Origin of the sequence: Coleofasciculus sp. A1-SPW-01 (assembly GCF_040217205.1) — a bacterium.
Taxonomy (GTDB): Bacteria; Cyanobacteriota; Cyanobacteriia; order Cyanobacteriales; family Coleofasciculaceae; genus Coleofasciculus; species Coleofasciculus chthonoplastes_A.
In genome coordinates this window covers 51650-78153 of record NZ_JAVJNP010000011.1, presented here as the reverse complement: position 1 = coordinate 78153, position 26504 = coordinate 51650, and the positions used below count along the sequence as shown (strand labels likewise).

Below are 26504 nucleotides of genomic sequence, written 5' to 3'. Positions count from 1 at the left end.
CAGTAGAGGACTTCATTATAAATTCATCTTATGAATCGGACGTGTTTGCGTTGTTTCATGGATTCTATTTGTTTAATAAAAGTAAACTTTAATTTTAAGTTTTTTAAAGACTTTTCTCGATTTTGCTTTTAACAAGGGAAATTCAGGGTTTTATTACAGCAATTTTATTTTTAACAATTAGTTACAACGATAATTATGTAAGCAAACTCCCTTCTGTTAACCGTCCAAAAAATAACAATTGTCAACTATAAGTCTGTTCAAATTGAACATTATACAGAAAAAACAACAAAACATTAAACCGCATGGTTTAAGAGTTGTTAAAAACTATAGCAATCCTATTTAGGTTGTGGCAATTTTCAAAAATGAAACCCTTGCTATACCTGGGTTTCAAGCATTTCGCTTGTTGCATCCTATTTAGGATTGCTATATTGAATGGCGATGTAATTCAGGTAAAATTTTCTCTTTATAAGAATGGCAACCTGGATAAGTGAGATGACAACCACAAAAGCCTTGCAATTTATGCGGAGAACCGCAGAAGACGAACAGCTACAGCAACACCTAGGGGAAGTGCTAGGGGTTGGCGATGGGGATATCAGTAGTCAAATGGAACTCGATGCTCAAGAAGCCGACGCCTTAACAGGCGATCGCGCCCCCTTAGTTGTCAAGTTTGCCGCCCAACAAGGGTTTAACTTTTCCGTTGAAGACTTAAGAACAACGGTAGATGCGTTTCAACAGTATCAATCAGGCGAAATATCGGCTAACGATTTCTCAAAGATTATTTGTGTATCTAACCTAGATCAGGGGACAAAAGAAAGTATCTCCTCAATTACCAAGACATTAGACTATGTATATCGGGGGACTCGTTATAAACGCATTAATGGTAAGCTAGTCCCCGTACATGAATCGGTGAATTCTACACCCAATGTCCTGCAATTTATGCAGAAAACGGCTGACGATCCGGAAGTTAAACAAAAATTAGGAGCATTATTGGGAGTCGGTGACGGCGACATAAGTAGCTATTCCGAATTGGATCAGCAAGAAGCCGCTGCGTTAATCGGCGATCGCGCCCCGTTAGTGGTAAAATTTGCGGCTCAACATGGGTTTGACTTTTCCGTTGAACAACTCACAACGGTTGTTGATGCCTTTGTGCGATATAAATCCAATGAACTATCCGATCAAGAGTTAGCTAAAATTCTGGGATTGTCTGATCAAGGGATACCAGCAAGTTTACCCTCAATTAAACAAACTCTAGAGTTTGTCTATCGCGGAACTCGTTACCAAAAAATTAATGGACAATTGGTTCCCGTGGAAAAACCAGCAACGACTGTTCCCAAGGTGTTACAGTTTATGCAGAAAACCGCCGAAGATAAACAACTCCAACAACAACTGGGAACATTACTCGGTGTTGGCGATGGAGACATTAGTAGTTATTCAGAACTCGACGCCGCAGAAGCGCAAGCCCTCACGAATAATGCTCCAGTGGTGGTAGACTTTGCTAGGAAACAAGGTTTTGAGTTTTCTGTAGACGATTTAACTCGGGTGGTTGATGCGTTTGCACAGTATCAGTCTGGTGAATTATCTGAGAAGGAGTTCTCCAAAATTATTGGCTTTTCCAGTCAAGGAACCAAAGAAAGTTTTCCTGCACTGAAAAAGCTCGTCAGTTTTCTATCAGGTGGTGCGGGTTCCCCTAACTAGGGGCTGCGGAATAAGTCTTTTGGTGAGGGGAAGCAGGGGAAGCTGGGGGAGCTGGGGGAGCTGGGGAAGCTGGGGAAGCTGGGGGAGCATGTAGAGACGTAGGTAGCATTCTACGTCTGGGAGCAAGGGTAAATTTTCCCTGAGCAAGGTGATGCCATAGGTTGGAAGGATGCTACCCCATTTCCTTTGGTATCAACAATAAACTGAGTTGCCCAGAAAAGCCAAGAAAACTCCCCCAGAAAAAACACCGATCTCCAGTGAGGAAATCGGTAATATTCATATCTAGCCAATAGTGAATTAGTCCAAATAGCCCATGAGTTCATCACTCGATTCAGTCGCATTAGCCGCAATCGGACGATTATTTGGTAAAGGCTGAACATCCAGCGCGGTTACATTTTGATTTCGTCTCGCTAGCGCTTGTTGTGTCTCAGCTTGAGTGTTTTTATTTTTGGTTGTTGTTCTATCTGCCATAATCTATTCTGCTAAATGGGCTTCTTATCCCAAAATCGCTACAAAATATTACAATTGTTTCATATTTTAACAATTATGTGCGAAAAAGAAAAATTCACCGCAGAAAGGCTTCAGGGCAGAGAGTAGAGGGCAGAAGGGATTGATCCCGATAGCTTCTGCTCTCTTAACTCCCTGATCATCCCATCACTCCGTTATCTGATTCATCACCGATTCAAAATCTGTCACCGCACCCAAACTGCTAGAAGACACTAATTTGGCATACTTCGCCAGCACTCCTTTGGTATATCGGGGTTTGGCAGGTTGCCACTTGGCGCGGCGTTGTTGCAGTTCCTGATCGGATATATTAATCTGTAATAATCGCGCCGGAGCATCAATCGTAATCGAATCCCCTTCTTCGACTAACGCGATCGCACCCCCAACGGCGGCTTCTGGGGCAACATGACCGACCACCATACCATAGGTTCCACCAGAAAAGCGACCATCGGTAATTAATCCCACGGAATCCCCTAAGCCAGCACCAATAATTGCTGAGGTTGGCGCTAACATTTCCCGCATTCCCGGACCTCCTTTGGGTCCCTCATAACGCACCACAATCACATCTCCAGCTTGAATCTTACCCGCCAAAATTGCATCCAGACAGGCTTCCTCGGATTCAAAGACTCGTGCTGGACCCGTAATTTGGGGGGTTTTCACGCCTGTAATCTTCGCCACCGCGCCTTCGGTTGCCAAATTTCCTTTTAAAATCGCCAAATGTCCTTGAGTATACATGGGATTATCCCAGGGACGAATCACATCTTGATCTGAGGGTGGTTCCTCAGGTACATCGGCTAAGACTTCCGCTAGGGTTTGCCCCGTAATCGTTAATGCCTCACCATGTAACAAATCATGAACCAGCAGCATTTTCATCACTTGGGGAATACCACCCGCCTGATGTAAGTTTGTCGCTACATATCTGCCACTGGGTTTAAGATCACACAGAACCGGAACTTTAGCACGAATGGTTTCAAAGTCATCCAGGGATAACTCTACCCCGATCGCCCGCGCAATTGCCAGTAAATGCAGTACCGCATTCGTTGATCCACCCACTGCCATAATTACCGAGATGGCATTTTCAAAGGCTTGGCGGGTTAAAATCTGCTTAGGCAGGATTTGCTGACGAATCGCATCAACCAGAACAAACGCCGATTTTTCCGTACTGTCTGCTTTTTCGGCATCTTCTGCTGCCATCGTCGAGGAATAGGGTAAACTCATCCCCATCGCTTCAAATGCCGAGGACATGGTGTTAGCGGTGAACATTCCCCCACAAGAACCCGCACCCGGACAAGCGTTTCGTTCGACAGCTACCAGTTGTTCTTCTGTAATCTTACCCGCGCTATGTTGTCCCACTGCTTCAAAGGCGCTGACAACCGTTAAATCTTGTCCATCCAGATGTCCGGGTTTAATCGTTCCCCCATAGACAAAAATAGCCGGAATATTCAGCCGCGCGATCGCAATCATCGCCCCAGGCATATTCTTATCACAGCCACCAATTGCCAGCACTCCGTCCATACTTTGACCATTACAGACGGTTTCGATGGAGTCGGCAATCACTTCCCGTGACACCAGGGAATATTTCATCCCCTCAGTACCCATAGAGATACCATCGCTAATCGTAATAGTACCAAAGACTTGCGGCATCGCCCCCGCTTGTTTAAGTCCGGCTTCTGCCCTTAGCGCTAAATCATTGATGCCCATATTACAGGGCGTGATTGTACTATAACCATTCGCTAACCCAACAATTGGCTTAGTAAAATCGCGATCGCTAAAACCGACAGCACGAAGCATGGCACGATTTGGCGATCGTTGCACACCTTGGGTAACGACTTGACTTCTCAGGTTGTCTGACATTGGCTTACTTTCCTTTGTTATTCGTCATTTGTCTTATGTCATTTGTCAGGGAATAGGGAACAGGGTAATAGGCTATAGAAATTTTGTCTCCCAGCTTCCCCATCTTCCCCATCTCCCCCAGCTCCCCCAGCTCCCCCAGCTTCCCCCGCTCCCCCAGCTCCCCCCGCTCCCCCCGCTCCCCCTGCACCCCCTGCTCCTCATCACCTACCCTGCTACAGGACAATTTCTTCATTATCACTCACGACTCACCAATCATGAATCCCTTACGGTAAACTTGATGACTTAATGCCTTTGATGCACATCTACCTAGGCAATCAAAACACGATTATGGATGCCGATGAACTGCTGAGACGATATGCAGTAGGGGAACGGGACTTCAGACGAGTTAATCTTAGAAACGCCTCCCTGATTGGTGCTGATCTGACTCATGCCAACCTACGAGGATCTGACTTAAGCCAAAGCAATCTAACTGGGGCGTCTCTCAAACTTGTCAACTTTCGAGAAGCCAATCTCACTCAAATCACCTTACGTGGCGCAGATTTGGTCGAAGCGAACCTAATTTCGAGTAACTTAACCCAAGCTAATCTTAGTGAAGCCAATTTAATCAATGCCAGTTTGCGAGCATCTACCTTGAATGGTGCGAATCTCAGTCGTGCCAATCTGTCGGAAGCCATTCTCAGTGAGGCAATCATGCGGGAAGCTAACTTAAATCAGGCAAAATTGATAGACGCTTCACTCAGTCGCACCAATCTTTCTTATGCTACATTAATTAGCGCCAATTTAGAAAAGGCGAATTTGACAAATGCGATTCTTCTAGAGACAAACTTAAAACAGGCAAATCTGAACAAAGCCCTGTTACATGGTGCTAACTTTACCCAGGCAGACTTAACTGAAGTCGATTTAAGTCAGGCTCGGCTTAATGGCGTTAACTTGACCAGAGCGATACTCGTTGGGGCTAAACTCAGAGGCGTAAGTATTTGTTGGACAACCCTACGAGGTGCTAATCTTAGCAAAGCTAATTTATATCGCGCCAAACTATGCTGGTCTAATTTAACTGAAGCAATTTTACTAGAAACCGTTTTACTCGATGCCAATATGGATCAGGTTAACCTACGCGGTGCGACATTAACCGGGGCGATATTACCCGATGGATCAAGTTATGAGTGAGGGAAGGCAACAGGAAACAGGGAACAAGGGATTAATTTTTTTCGACAACTCTTAACTTAGGTGACAAAATTTATGTCCAGGAGTAGGAGTAGGGTGGGCACTGCCCACCGGGTTGATAACCAAATAAGCATTTTAGTCCATTTTAATGGACTTAAGCTTTGAGCCAAGAACTTGAGTTCTTGGCGGATGATGTGGGAGTCTTAAAATGGTGTAATATCTCAATATGATTCGGATCAAAACCTGGAAACAATTTGGACTATTTGCCCTGTTGGGATGGCTGTTAAGTTGGCTGGTAAGCTGTAGCCCCACCCCCGCCCCCTCAGCCGCTGGAGAAATAGAGTTCTGGACAATGCAGCTTCAGCCTCAGTTTACCGAGTATTTTAATCAAGTCATCGGTGACTTTGAAGCCGAAAACCCAGACGTAAACGTACGCTGGGTGGATGTCCCTTGGGCAGAAATGGAGCGTAAAATCTTAACCGCCGTATCCGCAAAAACAGCACCGGATGTGGTTAACTTAAATCCTAGCTTTGCCTCTCAGCTTGCCACTCGTAATGCTTGGTTAGAGTTAGAAGAGACAATCCCCGATGAAATTCGCCAGCAATATTTACCCAAAATCTGGCAAGCGAGTACGATTGATAATCAAAGTTTTGGTATCCCCTGGTATCTAACCACACGGGTAACGATTTACAATCAAGATTTACTTAAGCAAGCCGGAATTAGTCAACCGCCCACAACCTATACTGAATTGGCAGAGGTTGCCCAGCAGGTGAAAGATAAGACAGGGAAATATGCCTTTTTTGTCACCTTTATCCCCGATGATTCCAGTGAAGTGTTGGAATCCTTTGTGCAGATGGGCGTGCAGTTAGTCGATGCAGAAGGAAAAGCTGCCTTTAATACGCCGGAAGGAATTGCAGCCTTTAAGTATTGGGTAGACTTGTATCAAAAAGGACTCTTACCGCGAGAAGTTCTCACCCAAGGACATCGAAATGCGATTGAATTATATCAAGCGGGAGAGACAGCATTACTAGCATCCGGTGCGGAATTCTTAAAAACCATTGAAACCAACGCTCCCGACATTGCCAAAGTATCAGCGACATCCCCTCAAATTACTGGAAAAACCGGGAAAAAGAATGTGGCGGTAATGAATTTAGTCATTCCACGGGATACAAATAATCCAGAGGATGCCTTAAACTTTGCTCTATTTGTGACAAATACCGAGAATCAGTTAGCCTTTGCTCAAGCCGCAAATGTTTTACCGTCAACCATTGCAGCAGTGGAACAGTATCAAGCGCAATTGTCAAGTAATCCGAATGCTTCACCCGTAGAACAAGCACGGGCAATTAGTGCCAATCAGTTAACAGAGGCGGAGGTATTAGTACCAGCGATGAAGGATTTAAATAAGTTACAAGCCGCAATTTATGAGAACTTACAGGCAGCAATGTTAGGAGAAAAGGAGGTAGAACAAGCGGTAGCTGATGCAGCCCAGATGTGGGATAGTTTGTATGTAGTAAGGGCTTTAGCCCTTCATCGCTCCAACGTAGGAACTCACCTCAAAGTTATATCGGCGCTGAAGCGCAACTACAAACCAGTTAATTTTGCCAGGTTTCATCTAGGGTTAAATTATGAGGGTTTTTCAGGATAAGCTGAAATGCATTTAAATTGGGTATTAGTAGCGAGCAAGATGCAAAGCCTGCGGCATGGCTTCGCTTAACGCACTACAAGGATCTCGCAATTCTTGACATTATGGTTTAAATGCCGAACAGCTTAAAGGTGTCATCTTGTTTGATTAAGTCACCTGTACAGGGAACCGCAGAGAACAATAGTAGAATCAGAAGCTGTTTCTGTCGCCGCTTGTAGTCCAGCTTCTAAGTTAGGATAAATGCTTTGTAGTAAGGGCTTTAGCCCTTCATCGCTCCAACGTAGGAACTCACCTCAAAGTTATATCGGCGCTGAAGCGCAACTACGAACCAAGAAAATAACCCACCAGATAAAGAGAACCGCACAGGATAATGGTAGAATCAGAAGCCGTAGCTGTCGCCGCTTGCAGTCCAGCTTCTAAGTTAGGATAGGTGTGACAATCGGCAAGAGTAGGACAAACCGATCGCGCGATCGCACTCAATTCTTCCGGCTCGGCTGAGCTATGATCAGGCACAGGAACCAAGTAAACGCGATCGCCCCCTCGAAGTAACGCCCGAAAAATCCCCTCATGCTCTTTAGTTGAGAGTATCCCCATTACCCAAGTTACAGACGTATTCAGCGTATCCACATACTCACGCAAACCTGTCGCCGCCGCCGGATTATGAGCGCCATCTACTAATAGGCGATAATTCTTCCATTCAGTCCATTGTAAACGTCCCAACCATTGCGTCTTTGCCATCCCCGAAACAATCGCAGACTCAGGGATTTGCCAGCCTTGGTGAATCAGGGATTGAAGCGTCGCGATCGCCACAGCAGAATTCGTTAACTGAATCTCCCCCAGCAAGGGCAATGGATAAATTATTCCAGCATAACTTGCCCATAATGGCGCATCTGCATTTTGATGTAGGGGCGGGTTTAGGGACTTGGGTGTCGCGATTGATGATAACCTTGGTTCAAAACCCGCCCTGACTACAGTTTGCCGATTGAATTTCTGGGCAGGTTCTACCCAGGTTACCGGACAATTTAACTCCTCAATCCGAGATTGGACAACAGCTTTCGCTTCCGGTGGGAGAGGGGCGATAATCGCCGGACAATTCGGTTTCAGGATACCCGCTTTCTCCGTAGCGATTTGACTCAGCGTCGAACCCAAAACCTGCCAATGTTCCCGACTAATTGAGGTAATAATCGTCGCCAAAGGCTGATCACAGACATTCGTCGCATCCAGGCGTCCCCCCAACCCCACCTCAATCACCGCAATATCCACCTGTTTCTGGGCAAAATATAACCAAGCCGCCGCCGTAATCACTTCAAACTGCGTCGGCGACTCTTCGCTATCTGGGGGAATCGCCCCTTGCACCTGTTCCAGAACGTTTACCAATTCTGCCGTAGAAATCGGGTATTGATTAATACAGATCCGTTCCGTCCAATCAATTAAATGAGGAGACGTATAGCGTCCTACTCGATACCCCGCTTCACTGAGAACCGAGGAAAGATAAGCGCAAACCGAACCCTTCCCATTGCTTCCCGCCACATGAATTATCGGCACACGCTGATGGGGATTCCCCAACGCCGCCAGAAGTCGCTGGATGCGTTCTAAACCCAGGTGAACACCAAAACGTTGATAGGGTTGCAGCAGAGAATTAATATCCATACCAATACCAAACTCGTAGGGGCGCACCGACGTGCGCCCTGTTTCATCACCGACGTGCGCCCTTTTCCATAACCGACTAGGGGAGGCGAAACCTGGAAACGAAGCGAATCGTTCCCCCCTTTTGAAGGGGGGCGAGGGGGGATCTTTTCCCTAGAGTTATTCCCCTACGCCGTAAAATGATTCGATTTCCTCCCCAGGCTAGAGCCTAATAACAATACTTGTCACTATCATTGGGTTTATCATTATTTTCACCCATCCGTAAGGTGCCAATTAAGGTAGACACATAAACGCAACGTTGAATCTGGCTATTATCTTTGGGGATGAGTGTAATCTGTCCCAGTTGTCCATTGGTATTGCCTTTGTAATTAAACTGGACGTGCCACGGTCCATTGGGACTGTCTTTGTGTAACGTTGTTTCATGTTTGCCTTGGTCATTTTGATCTTTGTAAACTTGGATATGGGAATCGAGACTATGCCAATTCGCTGTATTAGGGATAGAATACCCCGATTCAGCCCGATGCAACGCCCACTGAACTTGCTCATTCACTTCTCGAATACTCACTTGCCAAGTCAGTTTATCCCGTGTGGCGTTACTTTTCGCCGCTTGCATCGCTTGGTAAACTTGATATTGCGCTGTATTCAAACGCTGTATATTAACAAAATGTAGCCAACCCGGAGCCGCGATCGCACTTAATATCCCGATCATGAAAACGACTACAATCAGTTCCAGTAATGAAAATCCTTCCGTGGTACTAGGTACAGGTTTTGGGGTGAATAAATTATTTTGTAGCATGACAAAGTTACCCTGATTCAACTCATACTCAGAAGTTGCAGGTTGCGATTTAACCTGATAGATAATCGGCTACAATTCTCTAAAAATGGGATGCTCCTCTGGCAACTCCCATTAGGTATTTTGCGACAAAGGTCTTTCTCTGAACAGGGTAATGTTAAAAGTCTTAACTAAGCTAATCTTTACTTATTTAAAATTAATATTATTTTACAATAACGATAGTTTTTTACCCTCTAATTACGGAAGAGGACAAGTTGCATCTTCTTCCATAACCATTGAGCCAATTAAGGTTTTCACAATCACACAGCGAGCTGTAGATTGAATCGGGACTTGAGAACCAGCAGATTCGGGTATGGCTACAGTCACCCCGATACCATCAGTACCAATATTAGCGCCCGGATCGAGATTTCCTTGATAATCAAACGTAATCGTTCTTTTATTAGTACCTGAAGCCGTTGTACAGGTAGCGGAATTTATGGATTCATTGGCTACGGTTTCGCTAATATCAGAACATAGAATAACTTGTCCTTCCTTAATATCTAAACCCTCATTTAAAGGTTTCCAAGGTATATCAGTATTAGTGGTTCCGTCCGGATAAACGGCAACCTTTAATTGATCTGAATCATTTTTAAAACTCACACTATAACTAAGCTTTGTCCGCTTCGCTTCCCGTTGCGCCTGCTGGATGGCAGTATAAACGGCATCATTCACTTTCGCCACCCGTTGACGGTTGACAAACGCTAACCAGCCAGGAGCAATGATCGCACTCAACACAGCGATAATTAGGATGACCGCGATCATCTCGATTAGCGTAAATCCCCCATCCTGGGATGAGCGACGTAATCGCCTTAACTCAATTCCGATGTCGTTCTGGTACAATCGTGGTAACATTTTTCGTCTCACTAGGTTTCTTCTACTGCTATTCGGTTAATTTTCAACACCGAGCAATCCTCGTCCTTGCACCCTGATTTTGCCTGTGGGAAAGAAAGCACTTTCTTGTGAACTATAATCCGGTGGGGAGCTTCCGCCCCGAATCCGAGCCAGAGCATTGCCGCGAATAAAGACTTCTGCTATAGTTCGATCTGAATCGACACAAGCATAGAAACCGCCGACTGGAGTAGCAGGAACTTGTTGTTGGGAACCTGCACAGGTTGGTGTGATTCCTGTGGTACTTTGGTCAACATAATCGATTAGCACAGTCATGTTATTGGGGAAACTATCGGAATGTTTTGTCCACTGATTCATCCGGGTACTCAAATCCCCCGATAACTGCATATTAAAGGGCATAAAACCTGAGCTTGGTAGCAAAGCATAGCATACCGTCTCAGTTCCCTCTGTTCTAGAGGAAGTTCCCGTAGGACAGCTTCCATCTGACTGTGGCGCTCGGCGGATACCATCACGGATTTCAAATCGACCTATGCGGGCAGTATTTGACCAGGTTCCACTGCTATTATCTTCAATTAAGTAATAGCCGACTAATGAGTAGACAAATGTATCATTATTATTCGTGAGACTGCCCACGGTAATGGAGGTTCCCCCATTATTAAATGTATCGCTACTGCTGAGAAATTTTCGTTTCCAAAAGACCAGCACAGGTTTACAGGTGGTTGTACTACTGTCACAACCCGTTATTGACACCCCTGGGGGAATTTGGTCTTGAATCCCAGAACTCGTCGCCGTTGAACTATTTACCCTCTCGACGCCATTGGCATCATAAATATAAACAGCTTGTTCTAAATCCCTAGCAATGTAATCAAGGGCGGCTTGGATTTCTTGTTGAGAGGTCGTTTTCGCTTGTTCTCGACGGTCAGCCTGTAAAATATTGATGGCAAAGCCAAGCAAGGGAGTAATCACCAGAGCCGCCATAATCATGGCGACTAGCAACTCAATTAAGGTAAAGCCGCTTACTTGTCTCACCCGTTGAGAGCGTTTTATCGAATTGAGTAGAATGAATTTTAGGGTGTTGATCATCGGGTTGTTTCTCCCTTCGCGAACTCGATTATTTATTGCTATCTTGGCTAATTAGCTATGTTTTCGACCCTCGACAATGTTTGATTCAGCGGATTAGGGACTGGGACTGGGACTTGCTGGAGGAGCAAGACGATCTCTTAAATCGTCTAATGTCGTGCTAGTTGTACCGATTTCTGTGGTCAGTTCAACTAGAGGAGCCTTTTTCCCCTCACCCAATCCTCGACCCACCGTATTTGCCCGTTCCCTGCTAGTGGGACTACTCTTTTTCAGCGCTCCGCTGGTGCTGAACGCATCGGCGCGGTAAACCCGAATACCCATTGCATAGCCATCATCAGGGTCAGTGGAGGTTGGATGATACCCAAAAGCCTGAACCACTAAATCCCCTGGTTCATTTTGGTTCCAGCCATCGCCGTCTACGTCGATACAGTACAATTGACGAGTGGTTGGGTCATTGTAGGCATTAGCACTACAGCTTAATGACGCTGCTGTTGGCGCAGCCACAGCATTGAGTTCTGTTGAGGTAATTCCGGGATCGTCAATGGCGCCTGAACGCACCCCATCAATGTAAGCTCTAGCCGCTTCCGAAGCTTGTTCCACTCGCCGCGCCTGAACCCGGTTAGCCACTCCCAAGACAATCAAGGGGGAGAGTCCCACCATCAAGATAGTGACCACAATAATGGCTATCAATGACTCGATGATGGTGAAACCGGATTCAGGGGACTCCGGGAAAGGTTGGGGTTTGGCGTTAGTGGATTGGCTAGTATGCATGGTCTATGAGTTATTCGGAATGGTTGGACAATCGGATGGGGGATTGTCAATTGCCCGGGAGAACGTAACACCACTGGCTGTACCGAGGCGATCGCTCGCCGCCCCAGCACATAATAGAGTTTGAATCCAGGGATCATCTCGTCCCACTTCCCGGAAATATTCGTTCGGCGGTTCAGCCGGTGGTGTGGTGAATCGTTGGGCGAAGAGGTCAGGTAATTGAGTCAGTAGCCCCACATCAAACCCCCACTGTCGATTAGGTGCGGCGTAGAAGGGGGATTTGCTGTTATTAGCACCTCCTCGATACGTTTTTTTATCAGCTTCACCGTAGAACAGAGAACGTACTGCACTCGTCCCGGCGTTGGTTGCCATAATTGGACTGGTAGCGTAAGCGCTCTTCCTCGTCTGGATAAAGCTACCATCAATTTCAGCCGTCCGTGGGTCTACGGTTCCGCGAGTACCTCCTGTACCCCCAGGAGTTCCCCAGTTTTCCAAGAAGCGCACGAAGTTAGGTAAACCCCCACCACTTTCACTGGGTCTTCCGGGGGAATCACCGGACACAAATGCCGCGTTAGCAATGGTTGAGCTTCGCGTCATCGTATCGGCTGGTGCTATTTGCAGCCATTCTTCTTCCATGAAACCACGATTGGCGCCACCAAAAACATCATTGTTATCACCTGGAGTGCCTTGAGGTGAATGTATTTGCAACATGGGAACTAACCCAGGTTGGTCAGTTACAGCAGTTATCGAACCCGGTTGGAGATACAGTAAGTTTGTGTCGTTATAGCGCACATCACCACCAGGAGCTAAAGTTGGATTGTCTTGATCGGTTATCCAAAACCAGGTAGAGGTAGGGCTAGCGGTGAGATCTGGAGTGGTAGTCAATCTGACTCCACTAGCATCATAGTAGGGAAAATCGTTAATATTTCCTCCGGTAATCCCCATGGGAACTGGTGCGTTGGCTACACCGTTCATAGAAAGATTAGTAATGACAGCACCATTTCGATTGACAAGTTCACCATTAACATCTCTGCGGAAGGCAATCCGCCGGGGAAATCCTTGCAATGCTGGAGCCGGACCTTGAGCCGTTGTTCCTGATGGATGAGTCGCGATGTTGAAAGCAACAGGAACTGTTGTAATATCTGATGTTCTGGTTCCAGCGCTTGGATTGATATACCAGTCAGTCGATCCACACTCGGATACAGGCACCTTCGGGCAAACTTCCATCAAATATTCAGGGAATTCGGCTCGTCGCTGAATCGGTGTAACTCCATTAGTCAAGTAAGAGGTTCTGGGATCAGGATATCCATCACCATCTCCATCCCAGGCAGCATTGGTGACAAAGTTATTCCACCAGAACCCATTTTGCAACCGAGCTGTTACCGCTGAGTTACCCGCATTATTTCTCAGATCGTAGTCTCCCTCCTGACGGAAACCATCCCGGAAATCACCCGAAAGCAGAGTCACCGCATCAGAGATGATGGTTGTTGGTCGCCACTTATCTCCAGTCGTCCCACATCCAGCTTGACCTGGACGGCAAGCAAAGTCATCCTCTAAACCAGTACGATCATAAAACGTTGTCCCTGTGGTAAATTCTTGGAAATCGTGTTCATTTAAATCTCCTTTAATGTAAACCGGAAGATTAGAGACCAGAATTAAACCTTTTTCCTTAATCCGGTAGAATGACTTGCGAGAAAGATCGATACCATTAATCAGCCGGATACCATTGGGACGCCGAGTCGGGTCAAGTTTAAAGTCTGTTGGGCTAACTAATTTGGTGCTGGAAGATTCATCAAAGTCGGCGAACCCTGATTCATCTATGTTGGTTGTTGCAGAATCGTCTGTTTCTGTTATAGTCGCACTGCGATCAGGTAGAGCATCCTCCCGCGTCGCGTAGATAATCCCGCTATTGGGCAGTAAGAATTCTTCATCGTTATTTGGGTCGTTAGCAGTACTATTGCTAGCCGTGCCAATTCCTGTTGTTCTCAGAAGATTTAAGTCAATCTCCGTCACCCGAATTTCTAGGGGTTGCCGCTGTTCTATGGGCAGATCATAAGCATCAGAAAAGTGGGTATTGGTTGATGCTATTTCAGTCTCGTCACTACCACGATTAAGCGATTTAACTTCTCTAGCATCTAGAAACGCCGCTTCTTTAATCGTGCCGTGGGGAATAACGCTATCATTAGGCAGAAAAGGCGCTTCTGTCAAAATTCTGATGGAGCAGACAGCAGCATCAACGGCTGAATAGTCTGCCATCGTTAGGGTCTCACCAGACAAAGCTGTACCGCTACTGTTCATTTTACTCAGCGCTTTGTGCAGAGCTGGGTTAGCGAGTCGTCCATTGGGAAACATCATCGCCGCCTGAACTCTGAGTTCAGGTAACCAACCTGAAAGACTGCGCGTACTGTAAGAACGTGGATAGGACACACCATTATTCGATTTGCCATTGGTTGCATCAATGCCGTAGCCGCCATCAGCGTTAACGTTATTTTGAGCAGTCGTTGCATTCGTGGGATCGAAGTAGCTACTCACACAAGCGATCGGTAGCTGATCTTTCCCACTATCCTCTTCGTAGTGATAAACGGCTGTCGCCCGCATCCGCAGATCGGTTGGCTGAGTACTCTCATCGACTCCAGTAGTCACGGGATTATCTGGATGGGTCATCGGCATGGTGTCGGGCCACACCAATTGATAGGGGGTAGGAGTACCTGCCAGAGTAACATCAGCAGGTAGTCGCGATACCCCATTGGCTAAACCTGGTGGTCTGGGTCGGTCTAAATCTGCTGGTCTGGGTAGGAATGATGCCGCACTTAGCGCAGGAGCAGTTGAACCGGAATTATAATAAATCCCCGCCCCAGTAACGATGCGTAACCCCCCAGAGTTTTCTGTCGCGGCTGGTTGTTTAACCGCTTCATTTTCCCAAAAGCCGTTGCGATCAATATTCCCCAAATCAGGTTGCTCTTCAATCTGGCTTTGGCGCGTCCGCGTCTCACCACTATCATTTCCATCTTTGTCGAACCAGGTTTGACCAGAAATCTCCTGACTTTCTCCTTCCTCCGCAAAGCTATCAAAAGAGCCGCCACTGAATTTTGCCCAAATGGGAGGCAGGTTATTGCCAGCAATTATGCGATCGCCAATGAAAAACTCTTTCCCCTCTTGCTCCTGCTGCTCTGGCAGCGTTGCCTTAAGGTATTGTAGGGTTAATCCCGTATCACCACTGGCAATCGACATCCAAGCATCCGGCGGTCTGACAGGATTGGTTGCACCAAAGGGACTCGTTTTGGTAACACCAGCAAAAGCATCAGTTCCAAACGCTACCTCAGCGAACGGAACTCGGCGAGTCCGCTGTATAAAGTAAAGTTCCAATTCTTCTCTGAGAATGGTGTCGGCGTCGTTGGTTCCGTAGCGCTCTTTATAACGAGTTTTGACTTGATCCGGATATTCTGCAACGCTATCAATAGCCGTAGCGCTGGTTAGTCCTCCGCTGGGGACATAGTCGTTAAACGCCACATCCACCATCTGGCTAATCCGTTCCGCGTAAGCCAGGGTGTTGTATCCGACAGCACTACCGCCAGCACTCGTCGTGGTTTTGTTTGTACCTTTAATTCCGTCAGCAACATTTTGAGCCGTAGGTTCTACACCCAGTCCATTAAAGCGATGGACTTCCACTAAACCCCCGTCCGAGTTTTCATCAATTCCCCCATTTGCCACATTTCCGCCCACAAGCATCTTGCCATTTTCTTCGTTGTAGTAACAGGACGTGGGAGCGCTAACCTGACGGAAAATGGCTTTGTTCCCAAACGCTCCTGCCGCCAATAAATTACTGTTAGTAAAGACACGACCATTCAGGGCAAATTCACCCCCCAGGTTACTAATTTGCACATCATCCTGAAACCATACGGCGTTGTTACTCAGGGGGACAAGCGCCCGATCTTGTTGCTGTTCTAACGCGGAAAAGCCTTTATTACCGACATGCGGCTCATAATCACCAGCGTTTCCCACTTGATGACTCGCTGGTGGGGTTTGAATCGGAACCGTAGCCACGTAAACAAAAATACTCTTTTTCAGATTACTCCCTGATTTAAACCAATCCGAGTCTCCCACTAAGCTAGCACTCGTACCCAGCGCCGCCGCACACTGTCCGCCAACAACGCCATCATCCATGGGGGGCGTTCTCGCCTCTAACGGTTTTCTGGCTCGGTTAAAGTCGCCCGTCGCTGGATTGCGGGTTGGATTTCGGGAATAGATGCCATAGAGGGTATAGCTATCAAACTTTCCATTTCCGTCCGTGTCAACCGGAAATCTCCAGGCTGTATTTAGGGTTTCATTTTGCTCTAAGACGTTACTCGTATCAATAGTATTATTTGGAGTTGTGCCACCCGCGCCATCGCCAAAATCATAAGCGAGTTTCAGGCGCGTCTCATCCGGCAAGGTATATTTATTAGCTTGAAATGTATTATATAGAGCGGTATCCGAGGGAGTTGCCCGAGGCAGCGTCGGATCGTCAAATAACGCTTCAATCTTGGCTTGAGCGCGGTCAAGGGCTGGAGTGGCGGCTGCCATCACTGACCGATCTATCCGGACATTACTGGCATTTCGGGTACGGTCAAAGGAGCGGAATACAATGGCTGTCGTCAGCAGCACCACCACTAAAACTACCATGGTTACCGTTGGCAACAAAAAACCCGCTTGGCTTTGGCGAGGATGCCCTTTTAATATAAAAAGTCGGCGTAAGAACCATTGCATTACAGTTTTGGTAACGGTTCTCGCTATCCGAGATATCTGTTGGCACAGATGTTGAGCAGTCTTGACGAGCTTTTTTGACGTTGACATAGTGGGTTTCCTGTCAAACTTGATATTGATTGGGAGGGGTGGTGATGGCTTAAGGTCATCGAGTCAATGGTATGTAGCTAGGGTATGCTATCTCAAAAGCCGATTCTTAAAGATTGACCAATTAAAGAAAATATAGAGTGCGTTAACTCATGAAGTCTGAGTTGGGCTAATAATATTTGTAGGCATTGTCCGGATAAAATCCCCATGCTACCTGTATAGTAAACGACGGGATAAAAAACTGTGTCCCTCTAGAGATAGGGAGATTACCGAAACAACCGTCATTCGGCTTTCTTAACAATAGACTCAACCCTTAGCTAGCCTATCGGAGTAGGCTCTGAGTAGGCTGACTACTCTTAGCCTACCCAATAGGTCGAGAAAACCTATCATCCTCAAGGAAAAAATTCAGTGGCTGGAAAAGCTGGCTGTTGAGAATGCTAGCTGTTTAGTTAAGTAGGGGCGCAAGGCTTGCGCCCAGACACTGTAGGAACAAACTGACGTGTATCTGTGTCACACCACGACAATTGGGCTTGCCACTGAAGGAGTGAGCCAGGCTCACCGTGAGCAACTTAGTAATGATGCAAGTTAATCCCCGCTTCTTTTGCCATGGCTTGCAGTCCCTTCTTCTCCAAGGTTTTAATCGCCTTGGTAGACAGCTTAAGCTTCACCCAGCGATTGCCTTCTTGCCACCACACCCGCTTCGATTGCAGGTTGGCTTGCTGGAGTTTCTTGGTGCGGCGGTGGGAGTGGGAGATTGCGTAAGCGTTATTGGCTTTTTTCCCCGTAAGCTGACATCGGCGTGACATAATTATCTCAAGATCTAGAGTCCGTTTTCTATAATAAGCCAATAGGCAATCAGCTATTGAGACAGGCTCGCCGTAACTACTTTGGGTAAACGAGCTTTCACCCAATGTTTAAACTGATGGAAAGCAACCTGTCGGCGATTGCGTTGGATACATTTGTGCAAAGCCTCTACCCAAGACCCAGAAATAGACCTAGCCAGCGCTACCCGATAAATCTGCTCCAACTCAGAAATTTGCAACTCATTCAAACCCTGCAACCTCAAAATATCCTCATCCCTGATATCATGCTCAAAACAGGGGGGTAATCCCAACCCCACAACCCGAAAATTGAGAATCGTTCTAATACACTTCTCACAGCGTCCACAGTTGCGGTCTTTTTCTTGACCCTGCCAACATACCCGCAATCCAGTTAACGCTTCTTGCCATTGACCCAGTTGTTCCACTTTTTCAATGCGAGTAAACGCCGCCCCATCATGGACGACTTTAAAGGTGCGACTGGAGAGCAACTGATCGGTGACAGGATTAGACCCCCAGGGAATCAAAGCTTGATAGGGTTCCGTACTGGGAACCAAGCCCACTCCATACCCGCCTTGAAGCAGCATTAGACAAGACACCAAACCAATTCCATGGGCATCTTCCCAATTTTGTTTCAATTCTCGGAAATTCGTTGCCATGGGGATCAACGCCACACCCAAGCTAGCCAGCATTTTTTGCGAACGTTGTGCCGCCCGCTCAAACACCTGGGGCTGATCCAGGGGAATATCAAACCCATGAACCATTAACCCAGCCTTGAGTGGACGTTGCAGGCGACCACACTGACCTGTAAGATGACGAAATAGGGTAAAACAACTATCGACTCCCCCGGAAAAAGCCGCGATCGCCTGGTCACAGGGGTGAATAATGGACAATTCCTGCTCCACCTCGGCGCTAATCTGAACCGACTGATAGCGCTGGGGACGCCAACAACTCCAAGCGGCTTGAAACTCGGTTAGATTTTGCAACAGGGAAGGCGAAACCTCCCCATGAATGACCATATCCCAACCTTGGCTCATCGCCTTCATTTGGGTGGCGACAACAAACGCATCACAATTTGGCGCAATCAGAGACGAATACTCCGATGGAACCCGATACCACAGGGAAAGCCGCGATTGATTCGGTGGCTCAACGGTGACACGAACTGTGGTTGCACCGTCAACCTCAATGGCGGCTTCGGGCCAAAGATGTAGTTGCTGCATCGTTAATTATCCTCATTACAAATGGTCTTTTGACCAAAGCAAAAAGCCGAGTAACGCCTTGAGTCCAGAGGATTCAGGAATCGGATCAAATCCTAGCTTGATCGGTAGATGGGGCGGCGGCAAAAGCTGTTCAAGAACATCTAGATCAAATAGCTCCCCTATTTGCTGTCGTTGAGGTTCTGCCAGGTATCGTACTGCCTTCCATCCCGGATTATTGATATCATAAACGCGGTAATAATAGCGTCGATCATAGCCCAGTTTTCGCAGCAATCGCCTCCATTTTAGTTGTAAAAAAAATAGGCGTGCCAGTCGTTGACGGGTTGGGCTGGACAGTAACGGTTCAACGTTAAAATCGTTCCGATCCAGGGGAAGTCGTGCCAGTTGGGGAAAGTGAGTACAGACCAATTGATTTTGGGCTTGTCGGTGGGCGAAGCTTTGCACCGGAAATTTGGCGGTCATATCCAGCAATTGTTGATCGAGAACCGGCAGGATGGGCCAAGCGCCAAAGCAGGCTTGCCATGCCATGGAGCCAATATGAAACCGCTGTCGGTGGTAATATTCAAAGCAGCAGGCTCTGGCTGATTCTATTGGAGAATAGCTAATGTAAACCTCTCGAATCTGTTCTAATGTATCCGCAACTAAGTCACCAAATACGTCGGGACGGAGGAGTTTTTTTAGCACATTTTGGCTTAAAGCACAAGCGTTTATTTTGGCAAAAAAGGTGTCAAAGGAAAGGGTTTTGGGGGTAAGGGAGTAATTCCATTTTCCGCCAATGACTCGATCAACTAAATAACCCGTAACCAAGTTGGGTGGAAATTGGGCTAACGCCGAGGGAAGCCCCCAATTCATCACCCAGTTATAGCCACTGGCTAAATGATCCCAATTCGCCAAGGTTTCGGCATAGGTGGGATACTGTTTGAATGAGATATTCAGGGGGCGATGGTTGAAACCAAGAGTCCGGGCGACGGGAATAGCACACTGCATCTCGATATCGCTGGGAATTCCCAACGTCAGGGCGATGGGTTGACGCCCCTGTTGATCAAGATATCCAGCCAGCATTCGGGAATCGAGTCCCCCAGACAGAAGCAGGCTATAGGATTTATCGGCTGGTGCATGACGCGCGATCGCCTGGTTGAGGCTATGATCCAGTTGGTCGAGTTGCTCGGCAAAGGAAAGCTGCGTATAGGGATGATCCGGACCCGAACCAGGAATTTGATACTGTTGGATCAGCTGAGGTGAGGTTTCGGGTTGCCAGGTGAGCAAATGACCCGCACTTAAACGTTGAACATCTTGCCATAAGGTTTGATCCTTAAATAAGCCATTAGTCAATAGAATCCCCACCAAGCCAGCCGGGTTGAACTGAGTTTGGAACTTGGGGTGGTATGGGAAAAGTTCTGGACTAGAGGCAACTAAGGCAACATCCTGGTGGGTATAGTAGTAAACGGGGAAAATACCTAAGACATCGGCTCCAACCATCAGTCTGCCGTCTGGCTCATAAACCACCGCCGCATAATAGCCGTCGAAATAGGATGTTGCGGGAGCATTATGCCAAAGGCGTTGCAAACGAGCCGCATCAATTCTAGTGGATGAATCAGGTGTGATGGCTTCCCCCCATATAATTGCAGCCCCCTCGGCAGTCGTCACGGTACTAATCGGTGCTTGGGGATGAGCCGCCCAGATGGCATGGAAGTTTCCCCCACTACAGGAATGGGTGACTAGATTGGCGACTGGCGGTAAGAGCGGTTCTATGGTTTTAATGTAGTGCGATCGACGCTCAGAATCGGGATCGATAAGGATAATAAAGTTTGCCATAATTTATGAGTGTAGCCGAGAACGAGAGAACCACTAATTGGTGGATGAATGGAGTGAGCGTCTTGCTAAGTCATTTTCTTTTTCGATAAATTCTTCAGCCTCGAATGCCAGGTTTGAGCTTGTGTAGGTGGTAGGATCAGGGGTGCAGCTATTTTAAACAAGACGATCAACATCAGGCGCGATCGTCGTCGCAGCAATGTTGGATCATGTCTCACCGCTTGCCAAAAACACCGTGCGGCGATCAGACTTTTTTGGCGCTCAAGAGGGCTAGCTAGCACTTTAAAGAGCAAGTACGTGTAGAGATTAGCTATGCTAAACCTCTTGAGATGCTGCAATGATTCAGGTGCTTGATGAAAATGACGTTCTATAACTTTCAAACATTCTGTTTCTTGGCGGCTAATATTAGCCGACATGGAATGAACAGGTTGTCGATATAAAATTTGAGCAGATGGAACAGCGACAAAATGATAGCGAGATGCCAACCGCAGCCACATATCCCAATCTTCTGCCGCAGTCAGGGATTCATCAAAGCCGCCTACCTCCTGTAACGCTTGTTTACGAATCAAAGCATTTGAGCCATTTTCTAAAACGTTATTCAGCAACAACTTTGCCAAAATATCTCCCGTTTCAGTGACATGACTCCCTGGATATAAAAAATGTCCAAATTCATCAATATAATCAGTCCAGCTATAAGCTACGGCGGCTTGAGGAGTAGCTTGCAGCGCCTTAAATTGAGCCTCTAACTTATCGGGTGTCCATAGGTCATCTGCATCCATAAAGGAAACATAGTCACCCCTAGCTAGGGCAAAACCTCGATTGCGACTCGCCGCTAAACCGGCATTGGCATAGGAAAAAACGTTTAAGCGAGGATCTTGAATACTATCAACGACTTCTAAGGTGCCGTCTGTCGAGCCATCATTAATGACTAAAATTTCAATATCTGAAAACGTTTGATTTAATACTGATGTAATTGTTTCTTTGATGGTTTCTTTTCCATTATAAACCGGAATTATTACAGATATTTTAGGCATAATAAATAAAAAACATACCTAGCCAAAAAAATAACTATGAATTAGAAACAAAATTCTCTAATTTCACTAACAGCCACTTTAATTTGTGACTCATTTTGAGCAAATCGACAAAAAGGAATAGAAGAAGTCCAGGTTTCATAAAAAGATTTATTTTTGTAATATTTATTCGGCAATAATACATGAGGCTTACCTAAAATCAAACATAATATATGCCCATGAAGTCGATTAGTAATAACATATTTATAGTTATTAAATTGATAAATACCACAATGCATTAACTCCCAAGCTTTTTTGTGCAAGTTGGGTTGGTCTGCCCGATCAAATTTAGCAGCATAGGGATGCATTTTGTTCCAGAGAGTTCGAGAAATCCACTCTCTAGGATTTGCCAAACCTCGCTGCCAAACCTCTCGCATTATCCGAACGCTACCGGGAATCTGCCAATACCACACTTGGGCATTCTTGAGTTTCTCTCTATAAATCCATTGATAGGATCTCCAATCTTCTACAACTAAGTTTTCAATGTCAATAGAAGGGGGAGCAAAGGATTGACTTAACTCTTGGTCTTGTCTTCTTTGATACAAAATATTTGAGTTCGACTTAGTTGTAAAGGAAATTACTGGCATTCCCACCATTTGAAAAGCCATATCAGGCGACTTAATTACGCGACAATTTGAGAAATAATTTAGCGCTATTTGATAACTATAGTTCTCGCGAGCAAAAATAGTTAAATTTGGATGAGAATTAAATATATTAGCAGCTCGTTTTAAATTATCTATATCAGCAAAATAAATACTCTGAGGCAGTATAATTATAGGTCGGTCATGGTAGTTTGATATAATCTCATGGCGAAAGCTTTGATACTTAGGCCACAAATCTCCCAGGTTACCGCCACCATGGAGTAGTATGGGGGCTTTACCTACCTTATTTTCCATGACTTTTGCTGAAAAAGAGTCAGCACTGGCTACATAATCTATTTGAGTTTTTAGACAATCTATTAAGTAAAATAGTTCACCTAACCAAATCATTTCGTCACCAATATTGAGATGATTTGGGTAATCGAGCAATGCACAATTATCAAACTTTTCCAGGTTTCCTAACGCTTGATGGAGTATACCCTTAATTTGAGCAGGAGTTGAGCTATCCGGTAATTCTGTCATAGGGGGCGATTGGGATTGGTTAATTTTTACTGGCTGGAGTTAGGTCATTCTTGAAATTCTGTGATTTTTTAGATTAACCATAAGACCACCCAGCACCAGTTACCTAGCCAAGTTTTAACAAAAATAATTGCTATTTGCCAACCTTTGGTAATAAATTATTAGCAACCTGGGATAGACTGTAATGCACGTCGGTGAGGGCGCACGAAGCGTGCGCCCCTACAGGTATCTAGCGTTCAGTTAACCGCGTCAACACCTGATTCGACCGTTCTACAAACGCCTTCATTCCGTTGGCGTCAAAGCCCCGTTGCGCCATTAATGCCAAATCATAGACGTGTTGACAAATTTGATTTGCCAGTTCTCCACTCGGCGATGAACCCGCCCCTTGAACAATACTCCCCTGACTAATCTCCACCAAGTTCTGAATCAAGGGATGCGCCGTATTCACCACTAAAATATGCTCCTCCGGAAACTGCGCCGCTTGCTGCTGCAGTAGGGCGGTCATATCCTGTAACCGTCGCATGGCTTCCGGTAATAATACCATCGCTGGCGGTGTTCCTTGGGGGTCATCGGATTTCAGCGCCTGGGTTTTCACATTCACCTTGGGCTTATTTATCGCCTGCTCAAATAACTCCTTAATCAGTTCGCTACGAGTCTTATTGGTTTTAGGGTCAACGATATCCGACGCCTTGTCTTGGTCAACCAGGGTATTATCTAACTCTGAGTCCACCCGCGAGAACTTCACATCCGAGTATTCCTGTTCCAGGAAACTAATAAAGTGGGTATCGATAAACGAGTCCATATAGAGGACTTCTAAGCCCTGATTCTTGTGCAGTTCCACATACGTGGCTTGGGCGGCTTCGTCGGTGCAGTAGAAGACGTGGTTCTCGTGCTTGGCTTTGTTGCGGTCTAAATACTCTTTCAGCGTCGTATAGGTTCGCCCTTGCTCATCCTGATTCACGGCGGATGGACTCACCTCTTGCCAAGCATCGTCTTCTGGCGACTGCACCTCTACCTCCGGTGTCTCTGCTTGGCTTTCTGATTCCCCAGAATAGGTGGTGCGATAGAGAATGATATCTTCGACTTGCTTTTTGAACTTATCGTTATTCAGCGCCCCAAACTTAACAAAGGTGCCCACATCTTGCCAGCAGCGGATATAGTCTTGCCGTTGCTCAGTATACAGTTGGTTGAGACGGTCAGCAATTTTCTTGGCGATAAAATCCGCAATCCGGCGCACCGTCCGGTCATTGGTGAGGGCGGAACGGGACACATTGATGGGAATGTCGGGACTATCAATTACCCCGCGCAAGGGCATGAGGAAGTTGGGAATGACTTCTTCGCAGTTGTCGCTGACAAAGACCTGATTACAGAATAGCTTGATATGACCTTTGGTCACATCTACATCTGGCTTCAGTTTGGGGAAATAGAGAATCCCATTCAACAAAAACGGATAATCGGTCTTCAGATGCACCCACAGCAGGGGGTCTTCCTGAAACGGATACAGATAGCGATAAAATTCTAAATAGTCCTCATCCTTGAGATCCCGTGGTGATTGTTTCCACAGTGCCTTGTGTTGATTGAGATCCTCGCCATCCATCTTAATCGGTACAGGCATGAAGTCGCAGTACTTCTTCACCAGTTGGCGAACCCGGGCAGGTTCTGCATATTCTGTTTCCTCATCCTGTAGCGTCAGTGTAATCGTGGTTCCCCGTTCCTGGCGAGAGGATTCCGACAATTCAAACTGAGGCGACCCATCACAGGACCAATGCACCGCCTCAGCCTCGGCTTGGTAGGAGAGGGTATCAATCTCTACTTTCTTTGCCACCATGAAGCAGGAGTAGAAGCCCAAGCCGAAGTGACCGATAATCTGCTGGTCAGCGTCTTTTTGGTATTTCTGGATAAACTCTTCGGCGCTGGAGAAGGCAACTTGGTTAATGTATTTTTTCACCTCCTCAACCGTCATGCCAATTCCGTTATCGGAGACGGAGAGGGTTTTGTTATTTTTATCCAGGGAAATGGTAATTTCCGGTTCCCCCACATCCCCATCCACTTCCCCAGAGTAGGAGACCATCTTCAGCTTCTGGATGGCGTCCACAGCGTTGGAAATCAATTCCCGCAAGAAGATTTCGTGGTCGGTGTAGAGCGACTTCTTGATAATGGGAAAGATATTCTCAGTATGAATGGTGATTTTTCCCTGTTCGAGTACAGTCATAGGTATCACGCCATATAGGTTTAGGGTTCATTGATGATTTTGCGCGATCGCGGCTAGTTTTCAGGAGGGGATGACCCACGGATAAGATTCGGATTTCCTCACTTGAGACTTCAGAGGGGGCTGACTGGCGCAACTCCAGTTAACGGTTTATGGCGAAACAACGTTTTCAACCGTTTTAGTATCCCTCTATAGACGACAGCAACTTGGGGATTATCTGGCAATACCTTGAGTTTCGCTTCAAGTTTATATTTATGTTAATGAACTTCGTTTCACAACCAAAAATGAACTAATTAAACTTCCCCAGAAAAATTCCATTTCACAAGCTGCAATTAGATTAGTCTTGAATTGCCCCCGATATTTAAGAAACTGCAAAACAACTCGACGCAAGCTGCCTAAAAGGTTGCGAATAATAATCAGTGGTTTCTGCCAAGGTTTAGCATTCAACATCCGCAACTGGCAGGTGGCTAACCCACAACCTCGGGAAATAGAGAGTAAATAATCCCGTTCTAATCGCCATCGCGGTATTTGATGATAGGTATGCAAGTCTGGATGATACCAAATTTCCCATCCAGCTTTATACATATAGAGTAAGGGTTCATAGTCATCCCCCTGTATCATCACTCCCGGTAATTTACCTGTTAACCGGGGACGCGACGGAACACTATCACACCAGGCTTTTTTTCGCACCACCAATGAAGCCGCAGGCGGTAATCTCAAGTTTTCTGGTTCAAATTGATGAGGCGTAGAACCATGTTCCCGAATAGCAAGAAAAGCTTGAATACGTTGAAAGTTTTCTGGCGGTTCGACTTCAAAGTCGCCATGAATTTGCCCACTAAATGCACCGGCTTGGGGATGTTCCTGGGCAAAGGTATACGCTTGGGCTATCCAGTCTGGATTGGGTAAGTTATCATCATCTAAAAATCCAATGAGTTCCCCCTGCGCTTCTTTTACTGCCCGTAATCTGGCATAAGCGGCACCTTGTTCCGGTTCCAGGATGTAGGTTAAGGGAACACCAGGTAGCCAGTTCATTTGATACTCCTGCACCACTTGAGCGGTATTATCGCTACTGTTATTATCAATCACAATTATTTCCCAGGAAATCTGGTCTAAACCTGTTTGCTGTCGCAGTTTCTCAAACAGCTTCGGCAAACGGCTGGCACCATTATATGTAGGAATCGCTACTGTAAAGTCTATAGACATTGTTTTGTCATTAGTCAGTTGTCATTGGTTATTTGTCATTGGTCTTTCGTCATTTAGTCGGGGCGGGTTTATTTACATCTGGGTGTAACCAAAAAGATAGTAGTGAAACCCGCCCCTACATAATCTCCCCCATCTGACACACCGAGCGAAGTCGAGGTGTCCCCCATCTCCCCTTAATCGAACAGTATTGAT

18 protein-coding genes are annotated in these 26504 nt (G+C 46.3%); 3 read left to right on the top strand and 15 right to left on the bottom strand.

The genetic code is table 11. The features are described from left to right. The first annotated feature begins 492 nt into the window (after positions 1-492). Entirely contained in the window at positions 493-1695 is a 1203-nt protein-coding gene (locus tag RH949_RS02050) for a hypothetical protein (protein WP_446351757.1), read from the top strand. Positions 1696-1992: 297 nt separating this feature from the next. Here RH949_RS02050 and RH949_RS02045 read toward each other — a convergent pair whose 3' ends face one another. Both RH949_RS02045 and ilvD read right to left on the bottom strand, forming a co-directional pair. Then, a complete protein-coding gene (locus tag RH949_RS02045) occupies positions 1993-2166 on the bottom strand; it encodes a hypothetical protein (RefSeq protein ID WP_006099760.1) in 174 nt (57 codons plus the stop codon). A 183-nt stretch (positions 2167-2349) separates the two neighbouring features. After that, a complete protein-coding gene (gene ilvD, locus RH949_RS02040; RefSeq protein ID WP_006099706.1) occupies positions 2350-4053 on the bottom strand; it encodes a dihydroxy-acid dehydratase in 1704 nt (567 codons plus the stop codon). Positions 4054-4338: 285 nt separating this feature from the next. On the opposite strand from ilvD, the gene RH949_RS02035 reads away from it, so the two are divergent. Both RH949_RS02035 and RH949_RS02030 read left to right on the top strand, forming a co-directional pair. After that, complete coding sequence (locus RH949_RS02035) at positions 4339-5220, top strand: pentapeptide repeat-containing protein (protein ID WP_006099664.1); 882 nt, start codon at positions 4339-4341, stop codon at positions 5218-5220. A 223-nt stretch (positions 5221-5443) separates the two neighbouring features. Beyond that, positions 5444-6862 carry an ABC transporter substrate-binding protein gene (locus RH949_RS02030; RefSeq protein ID WP_446351756.1) on the top strand — a complete coding sequence of 473 codons (1419 nt, stop codon included), beginning with the start codon at positions 5444-5446 and terminating at the stop codon, positions 6860-6862. 318 nt (positions 6863-7180) lie between these two features. On the opposite strand, the gene RH949_RS02025 is transcribed toward RH949_RS02030, so the two are convergent. The 13 genes from RH949_RS02025 to hpsE form a co-directional block, all read right to left on the bottom strand. Then, positions 7181-8509 (bottom strand): bifunctional folylpolyglutamate synthase/dihydrofolate synthase, encoded by a 1329-nt coding sequence (locus RH949_RS02025; protein WP_446351755.1) that lies wholly within the window; start codon positions 8507-8509, stop codon positions 7181-7183. Positions 8510-8714: 205 nt separating this feature from the next. Continuing rightward, complete coding sequence (locus tag RH949_RS02020; RefSeq protein ID WP_446351754.1) at positions 8715-9302, bottom strand: pilus assembly FimT family protein; 588 nt, start codon at positions 9300-9302, stop codon at positions 8715-8717. A gap of 234 nt (positions 9303-9536) precedes the next feature. After that, positions 9537-10190, bottom strand: coding sequence for a pilus assembly FimT family protein (locus RH949_RS02015; RefSeq protein WP_446351753.1), 654 nt, complete (start codon positions 10188-10190; stop codon positions 9537-9539). A 36-nt stretch (positions 10191-10226) separates the two neighbouring features. Continuing rightward, positions 10227-11270, bottom strand: a complete 1044-nt coding sequence (gene hpsC / locus RH949_RS02010) for a hormogonium polysaccharide secretion pseudopilin HpsC (RefSeq protein WP_446351752.1) — start codon at positions 11268-11270, stop codon at positions 10227-10229. Between the two features lie 93 nt (positions 11271-11363). Beyond that, the gene (gene hpsB, locus RH949_RS02005) at positions 11364-12038 is read right to left on the bottom strand and encodes a hormogonium polysaccharide secretion pseudopilin HpsB (protein ID WP_446351751.1); all 675 of its coding nucleotides are present in this window, start codon (positions 12036-12038) and stop codon (positions 11364-11366) included. A gap of 3 nt (positions 12039-12041) precedes the next feature. Further along, on the bottom strand, positions 12042-16868 hold the full coding sequence (gene hpsA / locus RH949_RS02000) for a hormogonium polysaccharide biosynthesis protein HpsA (RefSeq protein ID WP_446351750.1): 4827 nt from the start codon (positions 16866-16868) through the stop codon (positions 12042-12044). Between the two features lie 566 nt (positions 16869-17434). Further along, positions 17435-17671, bottom strand: a complete 237-nt coding sequence (rpmB, locus tag RH949_RS01995) for a 50S ribosomal protein L28 (protein WP_446351749.1) — start codon at positions 17669-17671, stop codon at positions 17435-17437. 53 nt (positions 17672-17724) lie between these two features. Continuing rightward, positions 17725-18903, bottom strand: a complete 1179-nt coding sequence (locus tag RH949_RS01990) for a hypothetical protein (protein WP_446351748.1) — start codon at positions 18901-18903, stop codon at positions 17725-17727. A gap of 15 nt (positions 18904-18918) precedes the next feature. After that, positions 18919-20715: an asparagine synthase-related protein gene (locus RH949_RS01985; protein ID WP_446351747.1), complete on the bottom strand. Its 1797-nt coding sequence runs from the start codon at positions 20713-20715 to the stop codon at positions 18919-18921. A 65-nt stretch (positions 20716-20780) separates the two neighbouring features. Further along, positions 20781-21746 carry a glycosyltransferase gene (locus RH949_RS01980; RefSeq protein WP_446351746.1) on the bottom strand — a complete coding sequence of 322 codons (966 nt, stop codon included), beginning with the start codon at positions 21744-21746 and terminating at the stop codon, positions 20781-20783. Positions 21747-21787: 41 nt separating this feature from the next. Beyond that, positions 21788-22903, bottom strand: coding sequence for a polysaccharide pyruvyl transferase family protein (locus tag RH949_RS01975; RefSeq protein WP_446351745.1), 1116 nt, complete (start codon positions 22901-22903; stop codon positions 21788-21790). Positions 22904-23129: 226 nt separating this feature from the next. Continuing rightward, a complete protein-coding gene (gene htpG / locus RH949_RS01970) occupies positions 23130-25112 on the bottom strand; it encodes a molecular chaperone HtpG (RefSeq protein WP_446351744.1) in 1983 nt (660 codons plus the stop codon). 249 nt (positions 25113-25361) lie between these two features. Then, a complete protein-coding gene (gene hpsE, locus RH949_RS01965) occupies positions 25362-26312 on the bottom strand; it encodes a hormogonium polysaccharide biosynthesis glycosyltransferase HpsE (protein ID WP_446351743.1) in 951 nt (316 codons plus the stop codon). Positions 26313-26504 lie beyond the last annotated feature (192 nt).